14 protein-coding genes are annotated in these 17,812 nt (G+C 72.9%); 9 read left to right on the top strand and 5 right to left on the bottom strand.

Going from position 1 to position 17,812, the window contains the following annotated elements:
* The first annotated feature begins 47 nt into the window (after window positions 1-47).
* Entirely contained in the window at window positions 48-512 is a 465-nt protein-coding gene (locus tag AC1DW8_RS06720; protein WP_056778109.1) for an SRPBCC family protein, read from the top strand.
* Window positions 512-967, top strand: coding sequence for a GNAT family N-acetyltransferase (locus AC1DW8_RS06715; RefSeq protein ID WP_056778107.1), 456 nt, complete (start codon window positions 512-514; stop codon window positions 965-967). The genes AC1DW8_RS06720 and AC1DW8_RS06715 overlap by 1 nt, the downstream gene beginning before the upstream one ends.
* A gap of 72 nt (window positions 968-1,039) precedes the next feature.
* On the opposite strand, the gene AC1DW8_RS06710 is transcribed toward AC1DW8_RS06715, so the two are convergent.
* The 3 genes from AC1DW8_RS06710 to AC1DW8_RS06700 all read right to left on the bottom strand — a co-directional run bounded on the left by AC1DW8_RS06710 (window position 1,040) and on the right by AC1DW8_RS06700 (window position 5,092).
* Window positions 1,040-2,998: a M13 family metallopeptidase gene (locus AC1DW8_RS06710; protein ID WP_478093049.1), complete on the bottom strand. Its 1,959-nt coding sequence runs from the start codon at window positions 2,996-2,998 to the stop codon at window positions 1,040-1,042.
* Window positions 2,999-3,134: 136 nt separating this feature from the next.
* Entirely contained in the window at window positions 3,135-3,749 is a 615-nt protein-coding gene (locus AC1DW8_RS06705) for a hypothetical protein (RefSeq protein ID WP_478092754.1), read from the bottom strand.
* Window positions 3,746-5,092 (bottom strand): PspC domain-containing protein, encoded by a 1,347-nt coding sequence (locus AC1DW8_RS06700; protein WP_478092752.1) that lies wholly within the window; start codon window positions 5,090-5,092, stop codon window positions 3,746-3,748. Before AC1DW8_RS06700 ends, AC1DW8_RS06705 begins: the two co-directional genes overlap by 4 nt.
* Window positions 5,093-5,177: 85 nt before the next feature.
* Here AC1DW8_RS06700 and AC1DW8_RS06695 point away from each other — a divergent pair, with 85 nt between their 5' ends.
* Entirely contained in the window at window positions 5,178-6,671 is a 1,494-nt protein-coding gene (locus AC1DW8_RS06695) for an ATP-binding protein (protein ID WP_056778096.1), read from the top strand.
* A complete protein-coding gene (locus AC1DW8_RS06690; protein WP_056778093.1) occupies window positions 6,668-7,372 on the top strand; it encodes a LuxR C-terminal-related transcriptional regulator in 705 nt (234 codons plus the stop codon). Before AC1DW8_RS06695 ends, AC1DW8_RS06690 begins: the two co-directional genes overlap by 4 nt.
* A gap of 122 nt (window positions 7,373-7,494) precedes the next feature.
* Here AC1DW8_RS06690 and AC1DW8_RS06685 read toward each other — a convergent pair whose 3' ends face one another.
* Window positions 7,495-8,325 (bottom strand): alpha/beta fold hydrolase, encoded by an 831-nt coding sequence (locus tag AC1DW8_RS06685; protein ID WP_056778090.1) that lies wholly within the window; start codon window positions 8,323-8,325, stop codon window positions 7,495-7,497.
* 250 nt (window positions 8,326-8,575) lie between these two features.
* Between AC1DW8_RS06685 and AC1DW8_RS06680 the strand changes: the two genes are divergently transcribed.
* The 5 genes from AC1DW8_RS06680 to nirD are packed head-to-tail and all read left to right on the top strand — an operon-like array spanning window position 8,576 to window position 16,780.
* Window positions 8,576-10,066, top strand: a complete 1,491-nt coding sequence (locus tag AC1DW8_RS06680) for a nitrate/nitrite transporter (RefSeq protein WP_478092749.1) — start codon at window positions 8,576-8,578, stop codon at window positions 10,064-10,066.
* Between the two features lie 17 nt (window positions 10,067-10,083).
* Window positions 10,084-12,210: a molybdopterin oxidoreductase family protein gene (locus tag AC1DW8_RS06675; RefSeq protein WP_478093048.1), complete on the top strand. Its 2,127-nt coding sequence runs from the start codon at window positions 10,084-10,086 to the stop codon at window positions 12,208-12,210.
* Window positions 12,207-13,769 carry an FAD-dependent oxidoreductase gene (locus AC1DW8_RS06670; protein ID WP_478092747.1) on the top strand — a complete coding sequence of 521 codons (1,563 nt, stop codon included), beginning with the start codon at window positions 12,207-12,209 and terminating at the stop codon, window positions 13,767-13,769. Before AC1DW8_RS06675 ends, AC1DW8_RS06670 begins: the two co-directional genes overlap by 4 nt.
* Window positions 13,769-16,327, top strand: a complete 2,559-nt coding sequence (gene nirB, locus AC1DW8_RS06665) for a nitrite reductase large subunit NirB (RefSeq protein ID WP_478092745.1) — start codon at window positions 13,769-13,771, stop codon at window positions 16,325-16,327. Before AC1DW8_RS06670 ends, nirB begins: the two co-directional genes overlap by 1 nt.
* An 18-nt stretch (window positions 16,328-16,345) precedes the next feature.
* Entirely contained in the window at window positions 16,346-16,780 is a 435-nt protein-coding gene (gene nirD, locus AC1DW8_RS06660; protein WP_478092743.1) for a nitrite reductase small subunit NirD, read from the top strand.
* 141 nt (window positions 16,781-16,921) lie between these two features.
* Here the strand turns inward: nirD and AC1DW8_RS06655 are convergent, their stop codons facing one another.
* Window positions 16,922-17,806 (bottom strand): SDR family oxidoreductase, encoded by an 885-nt coding sequence (locus tag AC1DW8_RS06655; protein ID WP_056778078.1) that lies wholly within the window; start codon window positions 17,804-17,806, stop codon window positions 16,922-16,924.
* Window positions 17,807-17,812: the final 6 nt, after the last annotated feature.

Genomic DNA, 17,812 nt, shown 5'->3' with positions numbered 1-17,812 from the left:
GACCCGGGGTGCGCCCGCCCGGTGGCTCGCGATGGCAGGATGCCGCCATGGCCGACAAGAGCTTCCACATCAGCCGCGAGACGACGATCGCCGCTCCCCCGGAGCGGATCCACGCTCTCGTCAACGACTTCCACGAGTGGCAGGCCTGGTCGCCCTGGGAGGGTCTCGACCCGGCGATGGAGCGCACGTACGCCGGCCCGACGTCCGGTGTCGGCGCCGTCTACGCCTGGCGCGGCAACAGCAAGGCCGGCGAGGGCCGCATGGAGATCCTCGAGTCGGAGCCGCAGCACCTCGCCGTGGACCTGCTCTTCGCCGCCCCGATGAAGGCGCACAACCGCGTCGACTTCACGCTGGCACCCGCCGACGAAGGCACCCGGGTCGAATGGGCGATGACCGGCCCGCAGAACCTCGTCATGCGCCTCATGAGCAAGGTGTGGTCGATGGAGAAGCTCATCGGACCCGACTTCGAGAAGGGCCTCGCGCAGCTCAAGCGCACCGCCGAGAGCGCCTGATGGGCTTGGAGATCCGGCCGGCGACCCGCGACGACGTGCCGGCGATCGTGGCCATGCTCGCCGACGACCCGCTCGGCGCCGCCCGTGAGGACCTCGGCGACCCGCAGACGTACGACGCGGCCTACGACCGGGTGGTGGCCGACCCCGGCCAGCACCTCGTCGTCGCCGAGCGTGATGGCTCGGTCGTGGGCACGCTCCAGCTCACCGTCATCCCCGGACTCTCCCGGCGCGGAGCCACGCGCTCGGTCATCGAGGGCGTGCGCGTCTCCCGCGACGAGCGCGGCACGGGTCTCGGGACCGAGCTCGTCACGTGGGCCGTCGAGGAGTCACGCCGCCTCGGGTGCACCCTCGTGCAGCTGACGAGCGACGCGAGCCGCACCGACGCCCGCCGCTTCTACGAACGGCTCGGCTTCGTCGCCTCGCACGTCGGCTTCAAGCTCGCCCTCGACGACTGACCCCGCGGGCGCTGCCCACGGGGTCGGTCGTCACGCGACGGCGCCACTCGGACGGCCGCCGAGGGCGCTCGCTCAGAAGATGCGGACCCTCTCGGCGTCGTCGAGCCACAGGGCATCGCCGGGCTTGACCGCGAAGGCCTCGTGGAACTCGCTGAGGTTGCGCACGGCATTGCCGCGGACGTCCTGCGGGGAGTGCGGGTCGATGGCGAGCAGCCGGATGGCCTCGGCCTCGCGGGCCTTGCCCTTCCAGACCTGTGCCCAGCCGATGAAGAAGCGCTGGGGGCCGGTGAACCCGTCGAGCTCGGGCATGCCGGTGTCCTCGGTCGCGATGCGGTAGGCGGCGTAGCCGATCTGGAGGCCGCCGAGGTCGCCGATGTTCTCGCCGACGGTCAGACCGCCGTTGACCTTGTGGTCGTCGGACAGCCCCGCCGGGGTGTAGCCGCTGAACTGCTCGATGAGCCGCTGGGACAGCGCGTCGAACCGCTCACGGTCGGCCTCGGTCCACCAGTCGCGCAGGGCTCCGGTGCCGTCGTAGCGCGAGCCCTGGTCGTCGAAGCCGTGGCCCAGCTCGTGGCCGATGACGGCGCCGATGCCGCCGTAGTTGACGGCGTCGTCGGCCTCGAGGTCGAAGAAGGGCGGCTGGAGGATCGCGGCCGGGAAGACGATCTCGTTCATCGACGGCATGTAGTAGGCGTTGACGTGCTGCGGCAGCATGAACCACTCGGTGCGGTCGATCGGACCGCCGATCTTGGCGAGGTTGCGGTCGACCTCGAAGGCCGAGCTGCGGCGCACGTTGCCCACGAGGTCGGTCGGGTCGATCTCGATGGCGGCGTAGTCGCGCCACACGTCGGGGTAGCCGATCTTGGGCGTGAACGCGTCGAGCTTGTCGACGGCCTGCGCACGGGTGTCGGGACCCATCCACTCGAGCGAGGAGAAGGACCGGCGGAAGGCCTCGACGAGGTTGGCGACGAGCTGCTGCATGCGCTCCTTGGCCGCCGGCGGGAACCAGCGCTCGGCATAGAGCTGGCCGACGGCCTCGCCGACACACGACTCGACGACGGAGACGCCGCGCTTCCACCGCTCCTTGTTCTCCGGCTGGCCCGAGAGGGTGCGGCCGAAGAAGTCGAAGTCCTCGTCGACGAACGACTGCGGGAGCACCGACGCGAACTCCGACAGGACGTGCCACGTCAGCCACGAGCGCCAGTCGGCGACGTCGGTGGACTCGAGCGCGGCGCCGAGGCCGGTGACGAAGCTCGGCTGGCGCACGACGACCTTGTCGAACGAGCCCGCAGGCGCACCGAGGCCGGACAGCCAGGCGTCCCAAGGGAACTGGGGCGCGAGTGCCTTGGCCTCGTCCAGCGAGTGGGCGTTGTAGGTCTTGATCGCATCGCGGGTGCTCACGGTGTCCCAGTGCGAGGCCGCGAGGAGGGTCTCGAGCGTCATGATGCTCGTGGCCTTCGCTCCGGCGTCCGGGATGCCGGCGAGACCGAGCAGCCGCTCGATGTGCGCGACGTAGGCCGTGCGGATGTCGGCGTACTTGTCCTCGCGGTAGTAGGACTCGTCCGGCAGACCGAGACCGGCCTGCTCGAGATAGACGACGTAGTCCTCCGGCGAGCGCTCGTCGGGCGACACGAAGTGCTGCAGGGCGCCGGCGACACCGTCACGGGCGACGCGGCCGAGGGCCGCTCCGAGGGAGTCGACGTCGTCGACCGCCGCGACCTCCGACAGCACCACCTGCAGGGGCGCGAGCCCGAGCTCCTCGATGCGGTCGGTGTCGGTGAAGCTGGCGTAGAGGTCGCCGACCTGGCGCTTCGGCGACCCGGGGGCGCCCGCCTCGGCGGCGGCCGCCTCCTCGATGAGATCACGCACCCGCGCGGTGGACTCCTCGCGCAGGATGTCGAAGGTGCCGAAGCGGGCCCGGTCGCCCGGGATCTCCGTCGTGTCGAGCCAGGTGCCGTTGACGAACCGGAACAGGTCGTCCTGGGGCCGGGCGGACCGGTCGAATCCCTCGAGCGCGATGCCGGACTTCATGAGCACGTTCTCTCCCCACTGCGAGTGCCGGACGTGACCGGCGAGCGTGCTGCCGAGCCTAGTCACGACCGCCGACGCCACGTGCGGCAACCACCCGGGAGGAGGTGTGCCGTGCGCTGGCGTCGGCGGCCGTGGCTCAGCGCCGCAGCCGGCCGGCGACGACGCCTGCGAGGCCGACGAGCAGGAGCATCCCGCCGAAGGCACCGATCATCGACGGGCCCACCATCCGGAAGCTGAGGTCGGCGTTCGTGAGGTTGGCGACGAGGATGTAGGCCGCGACGAGCATCGTCAGCAGGCCGAGCATGATCGACCCGGGACGCGGGCCCTTGCGGACCGTGACGAGGGCCGGGCGCGGGGCCGGCTGCGGGGCGGGCGCGGGAACCGTCGGTGCCGGCCACGAGGGATCGGGCGCCGAGGTCGTCGGCGGCGGCAGGTGCGGGAGGCGGGCCCCCTCGGCGACGGCGTCGTCGGGGACCGGCGTCGCGGGCTCGACGCGGAAGGGCGTCGCCGACGGCAGCGCCTGGGTCGACGTGGCCGGGATCGTCCTCGTCTCCGCCGGGTCTGGCGTCGGGTCGGGCGTCGGGTCGGGCGTCGAGTCGGGCGTCGGTGCCGGCACCGGATCGGCCGTCGGGTCGCGGAACTCCGCCGTCGGGTCCGAGGTGTCGTTGCTGCTCATGTCGCTGCTCTCCGCTGGGTTCGTCGTCGGGTCGTTCGTCGGGTCGTTCGTCGGGTCCTGGGGTCGGGCGCTCATGACGCGCTCGCCGTCGTGATCTTGATCTGGCCGACGCCGAGCTCGGCGTCGACGACGATCTCGGGGGTCTTGGTGGTGTCCCCGAAGGTCACCGTCTGGGTCCAGCCCGTGCCCTCGTGCTGGAGCTGGTCCGGCCCGACGCGTCGCATGCCCTCGCCGGCCACGCCGGGTCCCGTGGCGATGATCTCGCCGGCCCGTGCCCTCGTGTTGACGACTACGTTGACGCCCTCGGGGACGACGAGGTCGAGCTCGCCGACGCCCATCGTCGTCGTCACGGTGTCCGTTCCGGTGGTGCCCTTCCAGTTCGCGTCGCGCAGGTCGACCTTCATCTGGCCGAGGCCGAGCTCGAAGGCTGGAGCCGGCGTCATCGAGGTCACCGTGTAGCTGCGGTCGCCGGCCTGCCAGGGCTGCGAGAGGCCCATCGGCGCAGCCGTCGTGGCTGCGGCCGCGATCATGCCGGTCACGGCGAAGAACGCGAGCCCTCCGGCCCGGCGGCCGGCGAGGCCGGCCACGAGGATACCGAGGCCGAGCACGCCCAGCCCGGAGGCGATCCCGACGGCCGCGTGGTTGCCCGGCCAGCCGGCGGCCTGGGCGACGGACGACATCACGACACCGACGACGATGGCGAGTCCGAGGACGAGCAGCCCACCGGCGAAGCCGATCGCGCGGGTCCGCTCGCGGACGGGCGTCGGTGCGGGTGGCCGCGGCGTCGCGAGGGTCGCACCGGCGTTGGCTGCCGCGTTGCCCGTCGAGCCGTATGCCGTCGCGGCCGCGGCTGCCGGGGTGCCGGCGCCCGTGCCGGGCTGGCCGGCGGCTGCACCGGTCACGGGGTCGACGGTGGTGGCACCCGCTGCACCCGGTCCGCCGGTGCCGCGGTTGCGCCACGGCGCCTGCTGCATCAGCTCGCGGCCGGTGGCGGTTCGGGTCGCGAACCACCAGGCCCCCACGACGAGGAGCACGAAGCCGAAGAAGCGGAAGCCCCTCGAGTCGCCGCCCCACCAGGGCCCACCACCGAGGACCGAGATGGCCGTGACGACGAGGAGGAAGATCGAGCTGCCCTCGCCGTGCTTGAGGGCGCGCTCGACGTGGATCTCGCCGCGCTCGTCGGGCATGAGGAGCCACAGCACGAGGTAGAGGGCGACGCCCATCCCGAAGAAGATGGAGAAGAGGATGAAGCCCGCCCGGACGACGAGCGGGTCGACGCCGAGCCAACGGGCCAGGCCCGTCGCGACGCCGGCGAACCAGCGACCGTCTCCCTGACGCACGATCCCCGGGCGTCGCAGAGCGGTGTAGAAACCGTCGAGGCCGTGCCCCTGCGGAGGGGCGTCATTGCTTTTCGTCATGCCACCACAGTGACGCGCCGGACGCCCGCCAACCATGAGGGTCGACCCTGAGCGCACCCTGACGCGACCCCCAAAGGAGGCCGGGATGGTCGCTCTCGCCGGCCGGGTGGGTCAGGATGGAACGGTGCAGACGGCATACGAGAACGGAACGGGCCCCGTGCGCCCGGCCTGGCGGGCGACGCCACGGCCCCCGCTCGTGCGCCAACGGCAGGGCAAGGTCATCGCGGGAGTCGCGATGGGGCTCGCCGAGCACCTCGGCCTGCCGGTCGTCGCCGTCCGCGTGGCGCTCGTCCTGACGAGCATCCCCTTCGGCGCGGGGCTCGTCGTCTACGTCTTCCTCTGGGCCACGATGCGCGAGGTCGGCGACGTCGACCCCGCCGTCTCCTCCGCCCCGCCCCTGTCGCCGGGCGGCTCGATCGCCGCCGGCCCCGCGAGCGCCGGCACGACGTCCGGCTCCCCCGGCGTCCGACAGCACCACGTCGACCTCGCCGGCCTGCGCACATGGCTGCGCAGCGGCAACCAGGCCGTCATCATCACGCTCCTCGGCGTGGCCGCTCTGGCCGTCGCGGGGGCGCTCTGGCTCGGGGGTGCCGGTCTCGACGTCCACGCGGAGCTCATCCTCCCGGTCGTCGCCATCGTCATCGGCGCGATCTTCTTCTGGTCGCAGCTCGACGACACCGACACCCTCGGCGCGCGCCGCCCGGTGCGGTGGATCTGGCTCGTCGTCGGCCTCGGCCTGACCATCCTCGGTCTCGTCGGCCTGCTCGTGCGCGGCACCAACCTCACCGAGCTGTGGCAGGTGGCGGGTGCCGTCCTCGCCGCCCTCGTCGGGGTCGCCGTCCTGTCGGCACCGTGGATCCTGCGGCTCTGGAGCAACCTGCGCCTCGAGCAGGCCGCGCGCATCCGGGCCACCGAACGTGCCGACATCGCCGCCCACCTGCACGACTCGGTGCTCCAGACCCTGGCCCTCATCCAGCGCCAGTCCGGCGACGCCGCGACCGTCGCGCGTCTCGCCCGGGCCCAGGAGCGGCAGCTGCGCAGCTACCTCTACGACGAGGACGCCCGGGCCGGCACGCTCGGTGCCGCGCTCACCGCGGCCATGGGCGAGGTCGAGGACCTCCACGGCGTGCCCGTCCAGCTCGTCGTCACCGGCGACCGGCCGATGGACGAGCACCTCGATGCCCTCGTGAAGGCCGTGCGCGAGGCCACGTGGAACGCCGTGCGCCACGCGAGCCCGCCCGTCAGCGCCTACGTCGAGGTCGGACCCGACGCCGTCGAGGCGTTCGTCCGCGACCACGGCGCGGGCTTCGACCTCGACACCGTGCCCGACGACCGAGCCGGCGTGCGCGAGTCGATCATCGGCCGCATGGAGCGCCACGGCGGCACGGCCCGCATCCGGCGCCGCGCCGACGGCACCGAGGTCGTCCTGCGCCTGCCGGTCCGGCAGCCGCACGAGCCCGAGGCGTCCGCCGCCGGCGGTCCCGCTGATCCCCCCGCACCCGTCACCACCCCCAGCAGCACTGCCGGCAGCGACCCCCGCAGCACGCCGGACCCCGACCCCCAGGAGCAGGCTTCATGACCGACCCGCGGACCATCCGCATCGTCATCGTCGACGACCACCACATGTTCCGCACCGGTGTGCGCGCCGAGCTGACCTCCCTCGCCGCCACGCCGCGGGCCGGAGCCTTCACGCTCGAGATCGCCGGCGAGGCCGGTGCGGTCGAGTCGGCCGTGCAGGTCATCAAGGAGCAGCGGCCCGACGTCGTGCTCCTCGACGTGCACCTGCCCGGTGGCGACGGGCACGGTGGCGCCGACGTCATCCGAGCGTGCGCCGGGGTCCAGTCGGGCGCCGACGTGCCGGTCCGCTTCCTCGCGCTCTCCGTCTCCGACGCCGCCGAGGACGTCATCGCGGTCATCCGCGCCGGTGCCCGGGGCTACGTGACGAAGACGATCAGCGCCGAGGAGCTGCTCACCGCCATCGGTCGGGTGGCCGACGGCGACGCCGTCTTCAGCCCGCGCCTCGCCGGCTTCGTCCTCGACGCGTTCGGCGCGACGGCCGGTGAGGTCGCCGAGATCGACGAGGAGCTCGACCGCCTCTCGGCGCGCGAGCGCGAGGTGATGCGCCTCATCGCGCGCGGCTACCAGTACAAGGAGGTCGCGAAGGAGCTCTTCATCTCCGTCAAGACCGTCGAGACCCACGTCAGCTCGGTGCTGCGCAAGCTCCAGCTCAGCTCACGCCACGAGCTGACGGCCTGGGCCATGGGGCGCCGCCTCCTCTGACCCGCCGCATCCTCCTGCGCCCTGGACCGAACGCGGCGTTCGGTCGCGAAAGCGTTGTTAGAACAGAGAGTTCGTCACCGAACGCGGCGTTCGCGACGTGGGCGGGAGCGGGCGTATGCCGGTCAGGCGGGGTCGGCGACGAAGCGGCGCAGGGCGGTGACGATGATCTCGGGCGCGTCGGTGTGCACCCAGTGACCGGCGCCCTTGATCGTGAAGAGCCGCGTGCGCGGGAAGTGGCGTCGCATGCGCTCGCCGTCCTCGCGCTTGACGTACCGAGAGTCGCCGCCGGCGACCCACAGCACCGGGCCCTCGTAGGGCGCGAGCTCGTCGGCGTCATGGGGCCAGTCGGCGATGCGTGAGTCGACCCCCAGCGCGGCGTCGCCGGCGACGAGGTCGAGGTTGACCTGCCAGCGCCACGTCTGGCCGTCGCGGCGCAGGTTCTGCAGGAGGAAGGCCTTGACGCCGGGGTCGGGCTCGCTGAAGCGGGCCTCCGCGTCACCGCGGCTCGTCAGCTCGCCGAGCGGCAGGGCCTGCATCTCGCGGATGTAGCCCTCGAAGCGCTCGAGCGAGCCGTAGCCCTTGGGCGCGATGTCGACGACGACGAGTCGCTCGACCAGCTCGGGGTGGCGCAGCGCGAGCACCATGGCGACCTTGCCGCCGAGCGAGTGGCCGACGACGGCCCACCGCTCCCCCTCGCCGACCGCGCGGAGCGTCGCGGCCACGGCGTCGGCATACGCGTCGAGCGAGAACTGCTGCGACCACGGGGACCGGCCGTGGTCCGGGAGGTCGACGAGCAGGCAGCGGGCGTCCGTGCCCTCCGGGCCGCTCACCGCCTTGGCGATCTGGTTCCAGTTGCGGCCCTGGCCGAAGAGCCCGTGCAGGAAGGCGATGCGCGGCCCGGCCGTGCCCACGGACAGGGTGTTGAGGGAGGCCTGGTCAGCAGCCGTGGTCATGAGCGCGAGCCTACGCGGCGGTCCACCTCACGCTGCTCCCGGTCGTCCGTGAGGGCCCCGCGGGAGCGCTCCGTGCGTGACCTCACCGACCCTCCCGGAGTCCGTGAGACAGCTGTAACCACGGTGTCACAGCGGACCCGGCGACCGGCAACACCGGCTTCCTAGCGTGAGCGTCACGCTCTCGCAGCGGCCCAGAACCGCCTCACCCCGTCACCGTCCCGCTCGGCTCGAGCAGCCCAGGAGGAACCCCGTGAGCACCACCACCGGAAGCAGCACCGACAGCACCACCGGCAGTGCCGCCGAGACCAGCACCGCGTCACCCGCTCTCGCTCCTGCGCTCGACCGTCGCGGTCGCTTCCGTGAGCTCACCGCCCCCAGGACGCGGGTCATCCGCGACTGGGACCCCGAGGACACGGCGGCGTGGGAGGGCGGCAACAAGGACGTGGCGCGCCGCAACCTGATCTGGTCGGTGGCCACCGAGCACATCGGCTTCTCGATCTGGTCGATCTGGTCGGTCATGGTCCTCTTCATGCCGCAGGCGGTCTACGGCTTCACGCCGGCCGACAAGTTCTTCCTCGTCGCCGTCCCGACGCTCGTCGGCGCTGTGCTCCGGGTGCCCTACACGATGGCGACGGCCTTCTTCGGCGGTCGCAACTGGGCCATCGTCAGCGGCATCGCCCTCCTCGTGCCGACCACCCTGACGTGGTGGCTCATGGTCAACCCCGGCCACTCCCTGACGACCTTCCTGCTCGTGGCCGGTCTCGCGGGCCTCGGCGGCGGCAACTTCGCCTCGTCGATGACGAACATCAACGCCTTCTACCCGCAGCGGATGAAGGGCTGGGCCCTCGGGCTCAACGCTGGTGGCGGCAACATCGGCGTGCCGGTCATCCAGCTCGTCGGGCTCCTCGTCATCGCGACGCTCGGCAACCGCCGACCCGAGGTCGTCTGCGCCGTCTACCTCGTGCTGCTCGCCGTGGCCAGCATCGGCGCCGCGGTCTGCATGGACAACCTCGACCACCAGACGGCGAACCCGAAGGCGATGCTCGAGGTGCTGCGGCACGCCGACGCCTGGGTCATCTCGCTGCTCTACATCGGCACCTTCGGCTCGTTCATCGGCTTCGGCTTCGCGTTCGGCCAGGTGCTCAACCAGACGTTCCTCGCCGGCATGACCGGCGGCGCCACCCCGACCCCGGCCCAGACCGCGGCCGCGAGCCTGCACGCCGCGCAGATCGCCTTCATCGGACCGCTCCTCGGCTCGGTCAGCCGGGTCTGGGGCGGCAAGCTCGCAGACCGCCGGGGCGGCTCCGCCGTGACCCTGTGGACGTTCGTCGGCCTCACCCTCGCCGGCGTCCTCGTCACCCTCGCGGCTCGCTCCGACGACGTGACCTCGGGCGCGGCGACCGGGCTCCAGCTCACCGGCCTCATCGGCGGCTTCGTCCTCCTCTTCGTCCTCTCGGGCATCGGCAACGGCTCCGTCTACAAGATGATCCCGGCCCTCTTCGAGGCGAAGTCGGCCTCGATCCCCGGTCCCGCGGTCGAGCGCACGGCCTGGTCGCGCTCGATGGCCGGCGCCCTCATCGGCATCGCCGGCGCCATCGGTGCCCTCGGCGGCGTCCTCATCAACCTCGGGCTGCGCGCGTCCTACCAGGGCGCCGGCCACTCGGCCACGGCCGCGTTCGTCGTCTTCACGCTCTTCTACGTCGGCGCCGCCACCCTGACGAAGGTGCGCTACCGCCGATGACTGCCACCTCATGGAGAATGCCGTCCCGCTCGCTCGGTGGGGACGTCCCCTCCGAGCGGGCGGGCGTCGCGACGCACTGCGCCTACTGCGGGCTCCAGTGCGCGATGACGCTCACCGGGTCGTCGGCGGCCGACCTCACGGTCAGCCCTCGTCGCTTCCCGACGAACCGGGGTGGCCTGTGCCAGAAGGGATGGACGAGTGCCGAGCTCCTCCGGACACCCCGGCGGCTCACCACTCCCCTGGTCCGCCGCGGGGGCGAGCTCGCCCCCGCGTCGTGGGACGAGGCCCTCGAGGTCGTCGCCGATGCCATCGTGCGGACGCAGGCGGCACACGGGCGGGACGCCGTGGCAGTCTTCGGCGGTGGGGGTCTGACCAACGAGAAGGCCTACCAGCTGGGCAAGTTCGCGCGAGTGGCGCTCCGCACGAGCCAGATCGACTACAACGGCCGCTGGTGCATGAGCTCGGCCGCCGCCGCCGGCATCCGCTGCTTCGGTCTCGACCGGGGTCTCCCCTTCCCCGTCACCGACATCGGCTCGGCACACGCCGTTCTGCTCCTCGGCGCCAACCCCGCCGAGACGATGCCTCCCTTCCTGACGCACCTCGTCCGCGCCGCCGACGCCGGAGGCCTCATGGTCGCCGACCCGCGCCTGACACCGACCGCGGCCAAGGCCGTCGACGGCGGCGGGCTGCACCTGCAGCTGCGCCCCGGCACCGACGCCGCCCTGGCCCTCGGGATGCTCCACCTCGCCGTCACCGAGGGGTATGCCGACCGCGGCTTCGTCGCCGAGCGCACCTCGGGCTTCGACGACCTCTGGCCGATCGCCGCGCAGTGGCTGCCTGAGCGTGTCGAGCGGGTCACGGGTGTCGCCGTGACGACGATGCGGGCGGCCGTCGCCGCGCTGGCCCGCGCCCGCGACACCGAGCGCGGCGCCTACGTCCTGTCGGCCCGCGGCAGCGAGCAGCACGCGAGCGGCACCGACACGGTGACGGCCTTCATCGCCCTCGCCCTCGCGCTCGGGCTGCCCGGCAACCCCGGCACCGGTTTCGGCACGATCACCGGCCAGGGCAACGGCCAGGGCGGACGTGAGCACGGCCAGAAGGCCGACCAGCTCCCCGGCTACCGCAAGATCGACGACCCGGCCGCCCGGGCCCACGTCGCCGCGGTCTGGGGGATCGACCCCGGGGACCTGCCGGGTCCGGGCCGCAGCGCCTTCGAGCTGCTGTCGGCACTCGGCACCGACGGGGGCGCGCGCGTCCTCATGGTCCACGGCAGCAACCCCGTCGTCTCGGCGCCCGACGCGCGGGTCGTGGCCGAGCGCCTCGCCGCCCTCGACCTGCTCGTCGTCTCCGACTTCGTCCTCTCCGAGACGGCCGCCGTCGCCGACGTCGTGCTCCCCGTGCTCCAGTGGGCCGAGGAGGAGGGCACCCTGACCAACCTCGAGGGCCGGGTCCTGCGCCGCCGCAAGGCGCTGGACGCCCCCGCGGGGTGCCGCAGCGAGCTCGAGCTCTGGAGCGACCTGGCACGCCGGATCGGTTGCAGCACAGCCTTCCCCACCGACCCTCGGGTCGTCTTCGACGAGCTGCGCCGGGCCTCGGCCGGCGGACCGGCCGACTACTCCGCGGTGACGTGGGAGCGGCTCGATGCCGGCGAGAGCCTGCACTGGCCGTGCAGCACCGAGCGACCGCAGGGCACGCCGCGGCTCTTCCTCGACGCCTTCGCGACACCCGACGGCCGCGCCCGCTTCGTCGCGGTCGACCACGTGGGGCCCGTGGAGGCCGACGACGCGGCATACCCCCTGGTCGCGACGACGGGGCGGGTGCTGCAGCACTACCAGTCCGGCGCCCAGACGCGGCTCGTCACCGAGCTGTCGGCGGCGGCAGGCGACATGTTCGTCCAGGTGCACCCCGACACGGCCGACGCGGCCGGGCTCGGCGACGGCGACCTCACCGACGTCGTGAGCCGTCGCGGCCGCACCCGCGCCGTCGTCCGCGTCGACGACGACATGCGCGCCGACGTCGTCTTCCTGCCCTTCCACTGGGCCGGCGACGCGCGAGCCAACTCGCTGACCCACGCCGCCCTCGACCCGACCAGCCGCATGCCCGAGTTCAAGGCGTGCGCCGTCCGCCTGGAGGCCATCGCATGACCCGCCACCGCAGGCACGTCCTCGTCGTCGGCAACGGCATGGCCGGCGCCCGGCTCGCCGAGGAGATCCGCCACCGTGACCCCGACGCCGAGCGCTTCGCCGTCACGGTCGTCGGCGAGGAGCCGCACGCGGCCTACAACCGGGTGCTCCTGTCGACCGTCGTCGCCGGCGGCATCAGCCCGCGCGACACCCGCCTCAAGCCCGACGGTTGGTGGGCGGCGCGCCACATCGACGTCCTCGCCGGCTCCCGGGTCGCAGCCGTCGACGCCGACGCACGCAGGGCGACGCTCGACACCGACGGCACCGAGCGCGTCGTCACGTGGGACGAGCTGGTCCTCGCGACCGGCAGCACGAGCTTCGTCCCCCCGACCGAGGGGTTGTATGCCGGCTCGCCCGGTCCCGCGACTCCGCTGGCCGACGGGGTCGTCGCCTTCCGCACTGTCGACGACTGTGGCCGCATCGTCGAGGCAGCCGAGTCCGCCTCCACCGCAGTCGTCCTCGGCGGCGGTCTGCTTGGGCTCGAGGCGGCCCGTGGCCTGCTCGCCCGCGGCGTCGACGTCACCGTCGTGCACCCGCAGGACTTCCCGATGGACCGCCAGCTCGATGCCGACGGCGGCGCCGTCCTGTCCCGCGTCGTCCGCGGGATCGGCGCCCGCCTCGTCCTCGGACGCCTCGTCGTCGAGCGACACGGACCGGTCGACGGGGTGTCCGCCCACGTCGTCCTCGACGACGGCACGAGCCTCGCCGCCGACCTCGTCGTCGTCGCGACCGGCGTCCGGCCCCGCACCGACCTCGCCGTCGCGACCGGTCTCGACGTCGACCGCGGGATCGTCGTCGACGACCGCCTGGCCACCTCGTTCCCGCACGTCCACGCCATCGGGGAGTGCGCCCAGCACCGCGGTGAGGTGCCCGGACTCGTCCAGCCCGGCTGGGACCAGGCCCGCGTCCTCGCCGACGTGCTCACCGGCGCCGACCCCGACGCCACGTACGAGGGCACGAGCGTCTTGACCCGGCTCAAGGCTCCCGACATGGACCTCGCGAGCATGGGCACCGTCGACGTCGACGTCCACGACCCCGGTCACGAGGTGCTCGCCTTCACCGACCCGAGCCGGGGCCGCTACGCCAAGCTCGTGCTGCGCCAGGACCGTCTCGTCGGCGCCATCCTGCTCGGCGTCGGTGACGCGGCGGGCGCCCTGACCCAGCTCTACGACACCGGCTCGGTCGTCCCGCGGGACCGTCTCTCGCTCATGCTCGGTCGCGCGATCACCCGGTCGGGAGCGACCGAGGCCGTCAACCTCGCCGAGATGCCCGGCGCGGCCGTCATCTGCCGGTGCAACACCGTGACGAAGTCCGCGATCGTCGGCGCCTTCCGGGCCGGCGCCGAGACCGTCGGTGCGGTCGCCGAGGCGACCCGCGCGACGACCGGCTGCGGCTCGTGCAAGGGCGCCGTCGACGGCCTCTGCTCGTGGCTGCGCTCGTCGGAGCCCGCCCCCACCCCCACCTCCTCGACCCCCGAACCGGCGCCGGCAGCCGCCGCCCTGACCGAAGGAGCCGCCTGATGTCCACCACCACCGAGAACCCGACGGGCACCACCACCCGCACCGTCGTCGTCGTCGGCCACGGCATGGTCGGCCACCGCTTCGTCGAGGCCCTGCGCTCGCGCGACACGGAGAGCACGTGGACGGTCACCGTCCTCTCGCAGGAGGCGGAGGCGGCATACGACCGCGTCGGCCTCTCCTCCTACGTCGGAGCCTGGGACCGCACGTCGCTCGCCCTCGCGGGCAACACGTATGCCGGTGACGACCTCGTCGACCTGCGGCTCGGCACCCGGGCCGAGCACGTCGACCGCGAGGCTCGCACCGTCACGACGAGCACCGGGGACGTCATCGCCTACGACGAGCTCGTCCTCGCGACCGGCTCCCACCCCTTCGTGCCCCCGGTCCCGGGCCATGACTCGACGGGCTGCTTCGTCTACCGCACGCTCGACGACCTCGACGGCATCCGCGTCGCCGCCGAGTCCGCGATCGAGCGGGCCGCGGCGGAGGGGCGCGAGGCGAACGGCCTCGTCGTCGGCGGTGGCCTGCTCGGCCTCGAGGCGGCCAACGCCCTGCGCCTGCTCGGCCTCACGCCGCACGTCGTCGAGTTCGCTCCCCGCCTCATGCCGCTCCAGGTCGACGACGGTGGCGGCGCGGTGCTCGAGGGGCTCATCAGCCACCTCGGCGTGCAGGTCCACACCGGCGCCGGCACGAGCTCGATCGCCGCGCAGGACGACGGGCGCCTCGCCGTCGAGCTCTCCGACGGCACGGCGCTGCTCACCGACCTCGTCGTCTTCTCGGCGGGCGTGCGCCCGTCGGACGCCGTGGCGCGCGCCGCCGGCCTCGACGTCGGGGAGCGGGGCGGCGTCCTCACCGACGCCGCCTGCCGCACGAGCGACGAGAACGTCTGGGCCGTGGGCGAGGTCGCCGCCGTCGAGGGTCGGTGCTACGGCCTCGTCGCCCCCGGCTACACGATGGCCGAGGTCGTCGCCGACCGGCTGCTCGGGGGCGAGGCGACGTTCCCCGGCGCCGACCTGTCGACCAAGCTCAAGCTGCTCGGCGTGGACGTCGCCTCCTTCGGCGACGCGATGGCCACGACCCCGGGGTCCCTCGAGATCGTCCACACCGACGCGACGAAGGGCACCTACGCCAAGGTCGTCGTCAGCGACGACGCGCGGACGCTGCTCGGCGGGATCCTCGTCGGCGACGCCTCGGCGTACACGACACTCAAGGCGTACGTCGGCCGCGAGGTGCCGGGCGACCCGGGTGCACTCGTCTCGCCCGCCGGCGCCGAGCTCGGCGCGGACGTCCTCCCCGACGACGCCGTCATCTGCTCGTGCAACAACGTCACCAAGGGGTCGATCTGCGGTGCCATCGCCGAGGGCGCCTGCGACCTCGCGACCATCAAGGGCTGCACGAACGCCGGAACCACCTGTGGCGGTTGCCTGCCCACCGTCAAGAAGCTCCTCGTCGACTCGGGCGTCGAGCTCTCCAAGGCGCTGTGCGAGCACTTCGAACAGAGCCGGGCCGAGCTGTTCGAGATCGTGGCCTCGACGGGCATCCGCACCTTCTCGGGGCTCCTGGCGCGCTACGGCACGGGCACCGGCTGCGAGATCTGCAAGCCCACCGTCGCCTCGATCCTCGCCTCGACGAGCAGCGACCACGTGCTCGACGGCGAGCAGGCGGCGCTCCAGGACAGCAACGACCACTTCCTCGCCAACATCCAGAAGAACGGCACCTACTCCGTCGTCCCGCGGATGCCCGGGGGTGAGGTCACGGCCGAGCAGCTCATCACGATCGGCCAGGTGGCCCAGGACTTCGGGCTCTACGTCAAGGTGACCGGCGGCCAGCGCATCGACCTCTTCGGCGCCCGCGTCGAGCAGCTGCCCGCCATCTGGCAGCGCCTCGTCGACGTCGGCATGGAGTCAGGGCAGGCCTATGGCAAGTCGCTGCGCACCGTGAAGTCGTGTGTCGGCTCCTCGTGGTGCCGTTACGGCGTGCAGGACTCGGTCGGGATGGCCGTCGACCTCGAGCACCGCTACCGCGGTCTCCGCTCGCCGCACAAGATCAAGTTCGGCGTCTCGGGCTGTGCGCGCGAGTGCGCCGAGGCCCGCGGCAAGGACGTCGGCGTCATCGCCACCGACAAGGGCTGGAACCTCTACGTCTGCGGCAACGGCGGCCAGACGCCGGCCCACGCGCGGCTGCTCGCGAGCGACCTCGACGACGAGACGCTCGTGCGCTACATCGACCGCTTCCTCATGTTCTACGTCCGCACGGCAGACCGCCTCCAGCGCACCGCCCCGTGGCTCGACGCGCTCGAGGGCGGTCTGGAGCACCTCAGGGCCGTCGTGTGCGACGACTCGCTCGGGATCGCCGACGACCTCGAGGCAGCGATGGGCCGTCACGTCGAGGGCTACCAGGACGAGTGGAAGGCCGTCCTCGACGACCCCGAGAAGCTCTCGCGCTTCGTGTCGTTCGTCAACGCGCCCGAGGAGGCCGACCCCACCGTCGCCTTCGACGAGTCCGGCCCACGCAAGGTGCCGGTGCTGCTCGGGCTGCCCACCGTCCGTGAGAACGCCTGATACCGAAGGGAACCCGTCATGACCACACTCGTCAGCCCACCCCAGGCAATGCCGGCCGAGGTCGCGGCCGCGGCCGGTCGCAACGTCGTGCGGCCCGGCATCCTGCCGTCCCCCGGAGCGAGACAGTGGGTGTCCGCCTGCCCGGTCACGGCGCTCGTGCCCGGCCGGGGTGTCGCTGTGCTCCTCCCCGGCGGCGCCCAGGCGGCCCTCTTCCTGCTGCCCAACGGGATGATCTACGCCGTCGACAACCTCGACCCGTACGCGCGGGCAGCGGTCCTCTCGCGGGGCCTGACCGGCGACCGCGGCGGCGAGCCGACCGTGGCCTCACCGCTGCTCAAGCAGGTCTTCTCGCTGCGCACCGGCGCCGCCCTCGACGATCCCGAGGTGGCCTTGCCGACGTATGCCGTCCGCGTCCAGCACGGCACCGTGCGGGTCGGCCTCCCCCTCCCCTGAACCGTCGAAAGGCCACGATCTGCGGGTCCCCCACCGTCGAAAGGCCACGATCTGCGGGTCCCCACCGTCGAAAGGCCACAAACCGGAGCCCGGTGTGTGGCCTTTCGACGGGTGGAACGGGGTGAGCGGGGTCAGGCGGGGTCAGGCGGTGGGGGTGGTGGCGACGAAGGCGGCGCTCAGGGCGCCCTCGAGGCTGGTCGTCGGGCGGCCGATGAGACGCGACAGGTCGCCGCTGTCGGTGAACAGGGCCCCCTCGGCGATCCCGCGGTCGCTGTCGGCCAGCACGCCGGCATACCCTTCGGGTAGGCCGGCCGCGACGAGGGCCGCGGTGTAGTCGGGGACGGACAGGTCGCGGTAGGCGACCTCGCGTCCGGCGACGCGACCCACCGTCTCGGCGAGCTCGCCGAGGGTGAACGCGTCGTCGCCGCCGAGCTCGTAGACGGCGCCCTCGTGACCCCGTCCGTCCTCACCCGCGAGCACGACGGCGGCGGCGTCGGCATAGTCGGCCCGGGTCGCGGCGCTGACGCGCCCGTCGCCGGCGGCACCGAGGACGGCGCCGTGCTCGAGGACGGTCGGCAGCTGGCCGGTGTAGTTCTCGAGGTACCAGGAGTTGCGCAGCAGGGCGTGCGGCAGGCCGGACGCCGCGAGCAGCTCCTCCGTGGCACGGTGCTCGGCGGCCAACGCGAGGTCGGACGTGTCGGCGCGCGTGATGCTCGTGTAGGCGAGGAAGCCCACCCCGGCCCGCTTCGCCGCATCGATGACGTTGGCGTGCTGGGCGATCCGCTGGCCGACCTCGCTTCCGGAGACGAGGAGGAGCCGGTCGACACCTTCGAACGCAGCGTCGAGCGACGCCGGGTCGGTGTAGTCGGCGCGGCGCACCACGACACCGCGGTCAGCCAGGTCGGCGACGGACTCGGGGTTGCGGGCGATGGCGACGACGTCGGCGGCGGGCGTGCCGCGCTCGAGGAGGGACTCGACGACGAGACGGCCGAGGTGACCGCTGGCACCGGTGACGAGAAGGGTCATGACGTT

The sequence above is a fragment of the Terrabacter sp. P2_E3 genome, assembly GCF_056403915.1.
This window is presented reverse-complemented; position numbering and strand designations above follow the sequence as displayed.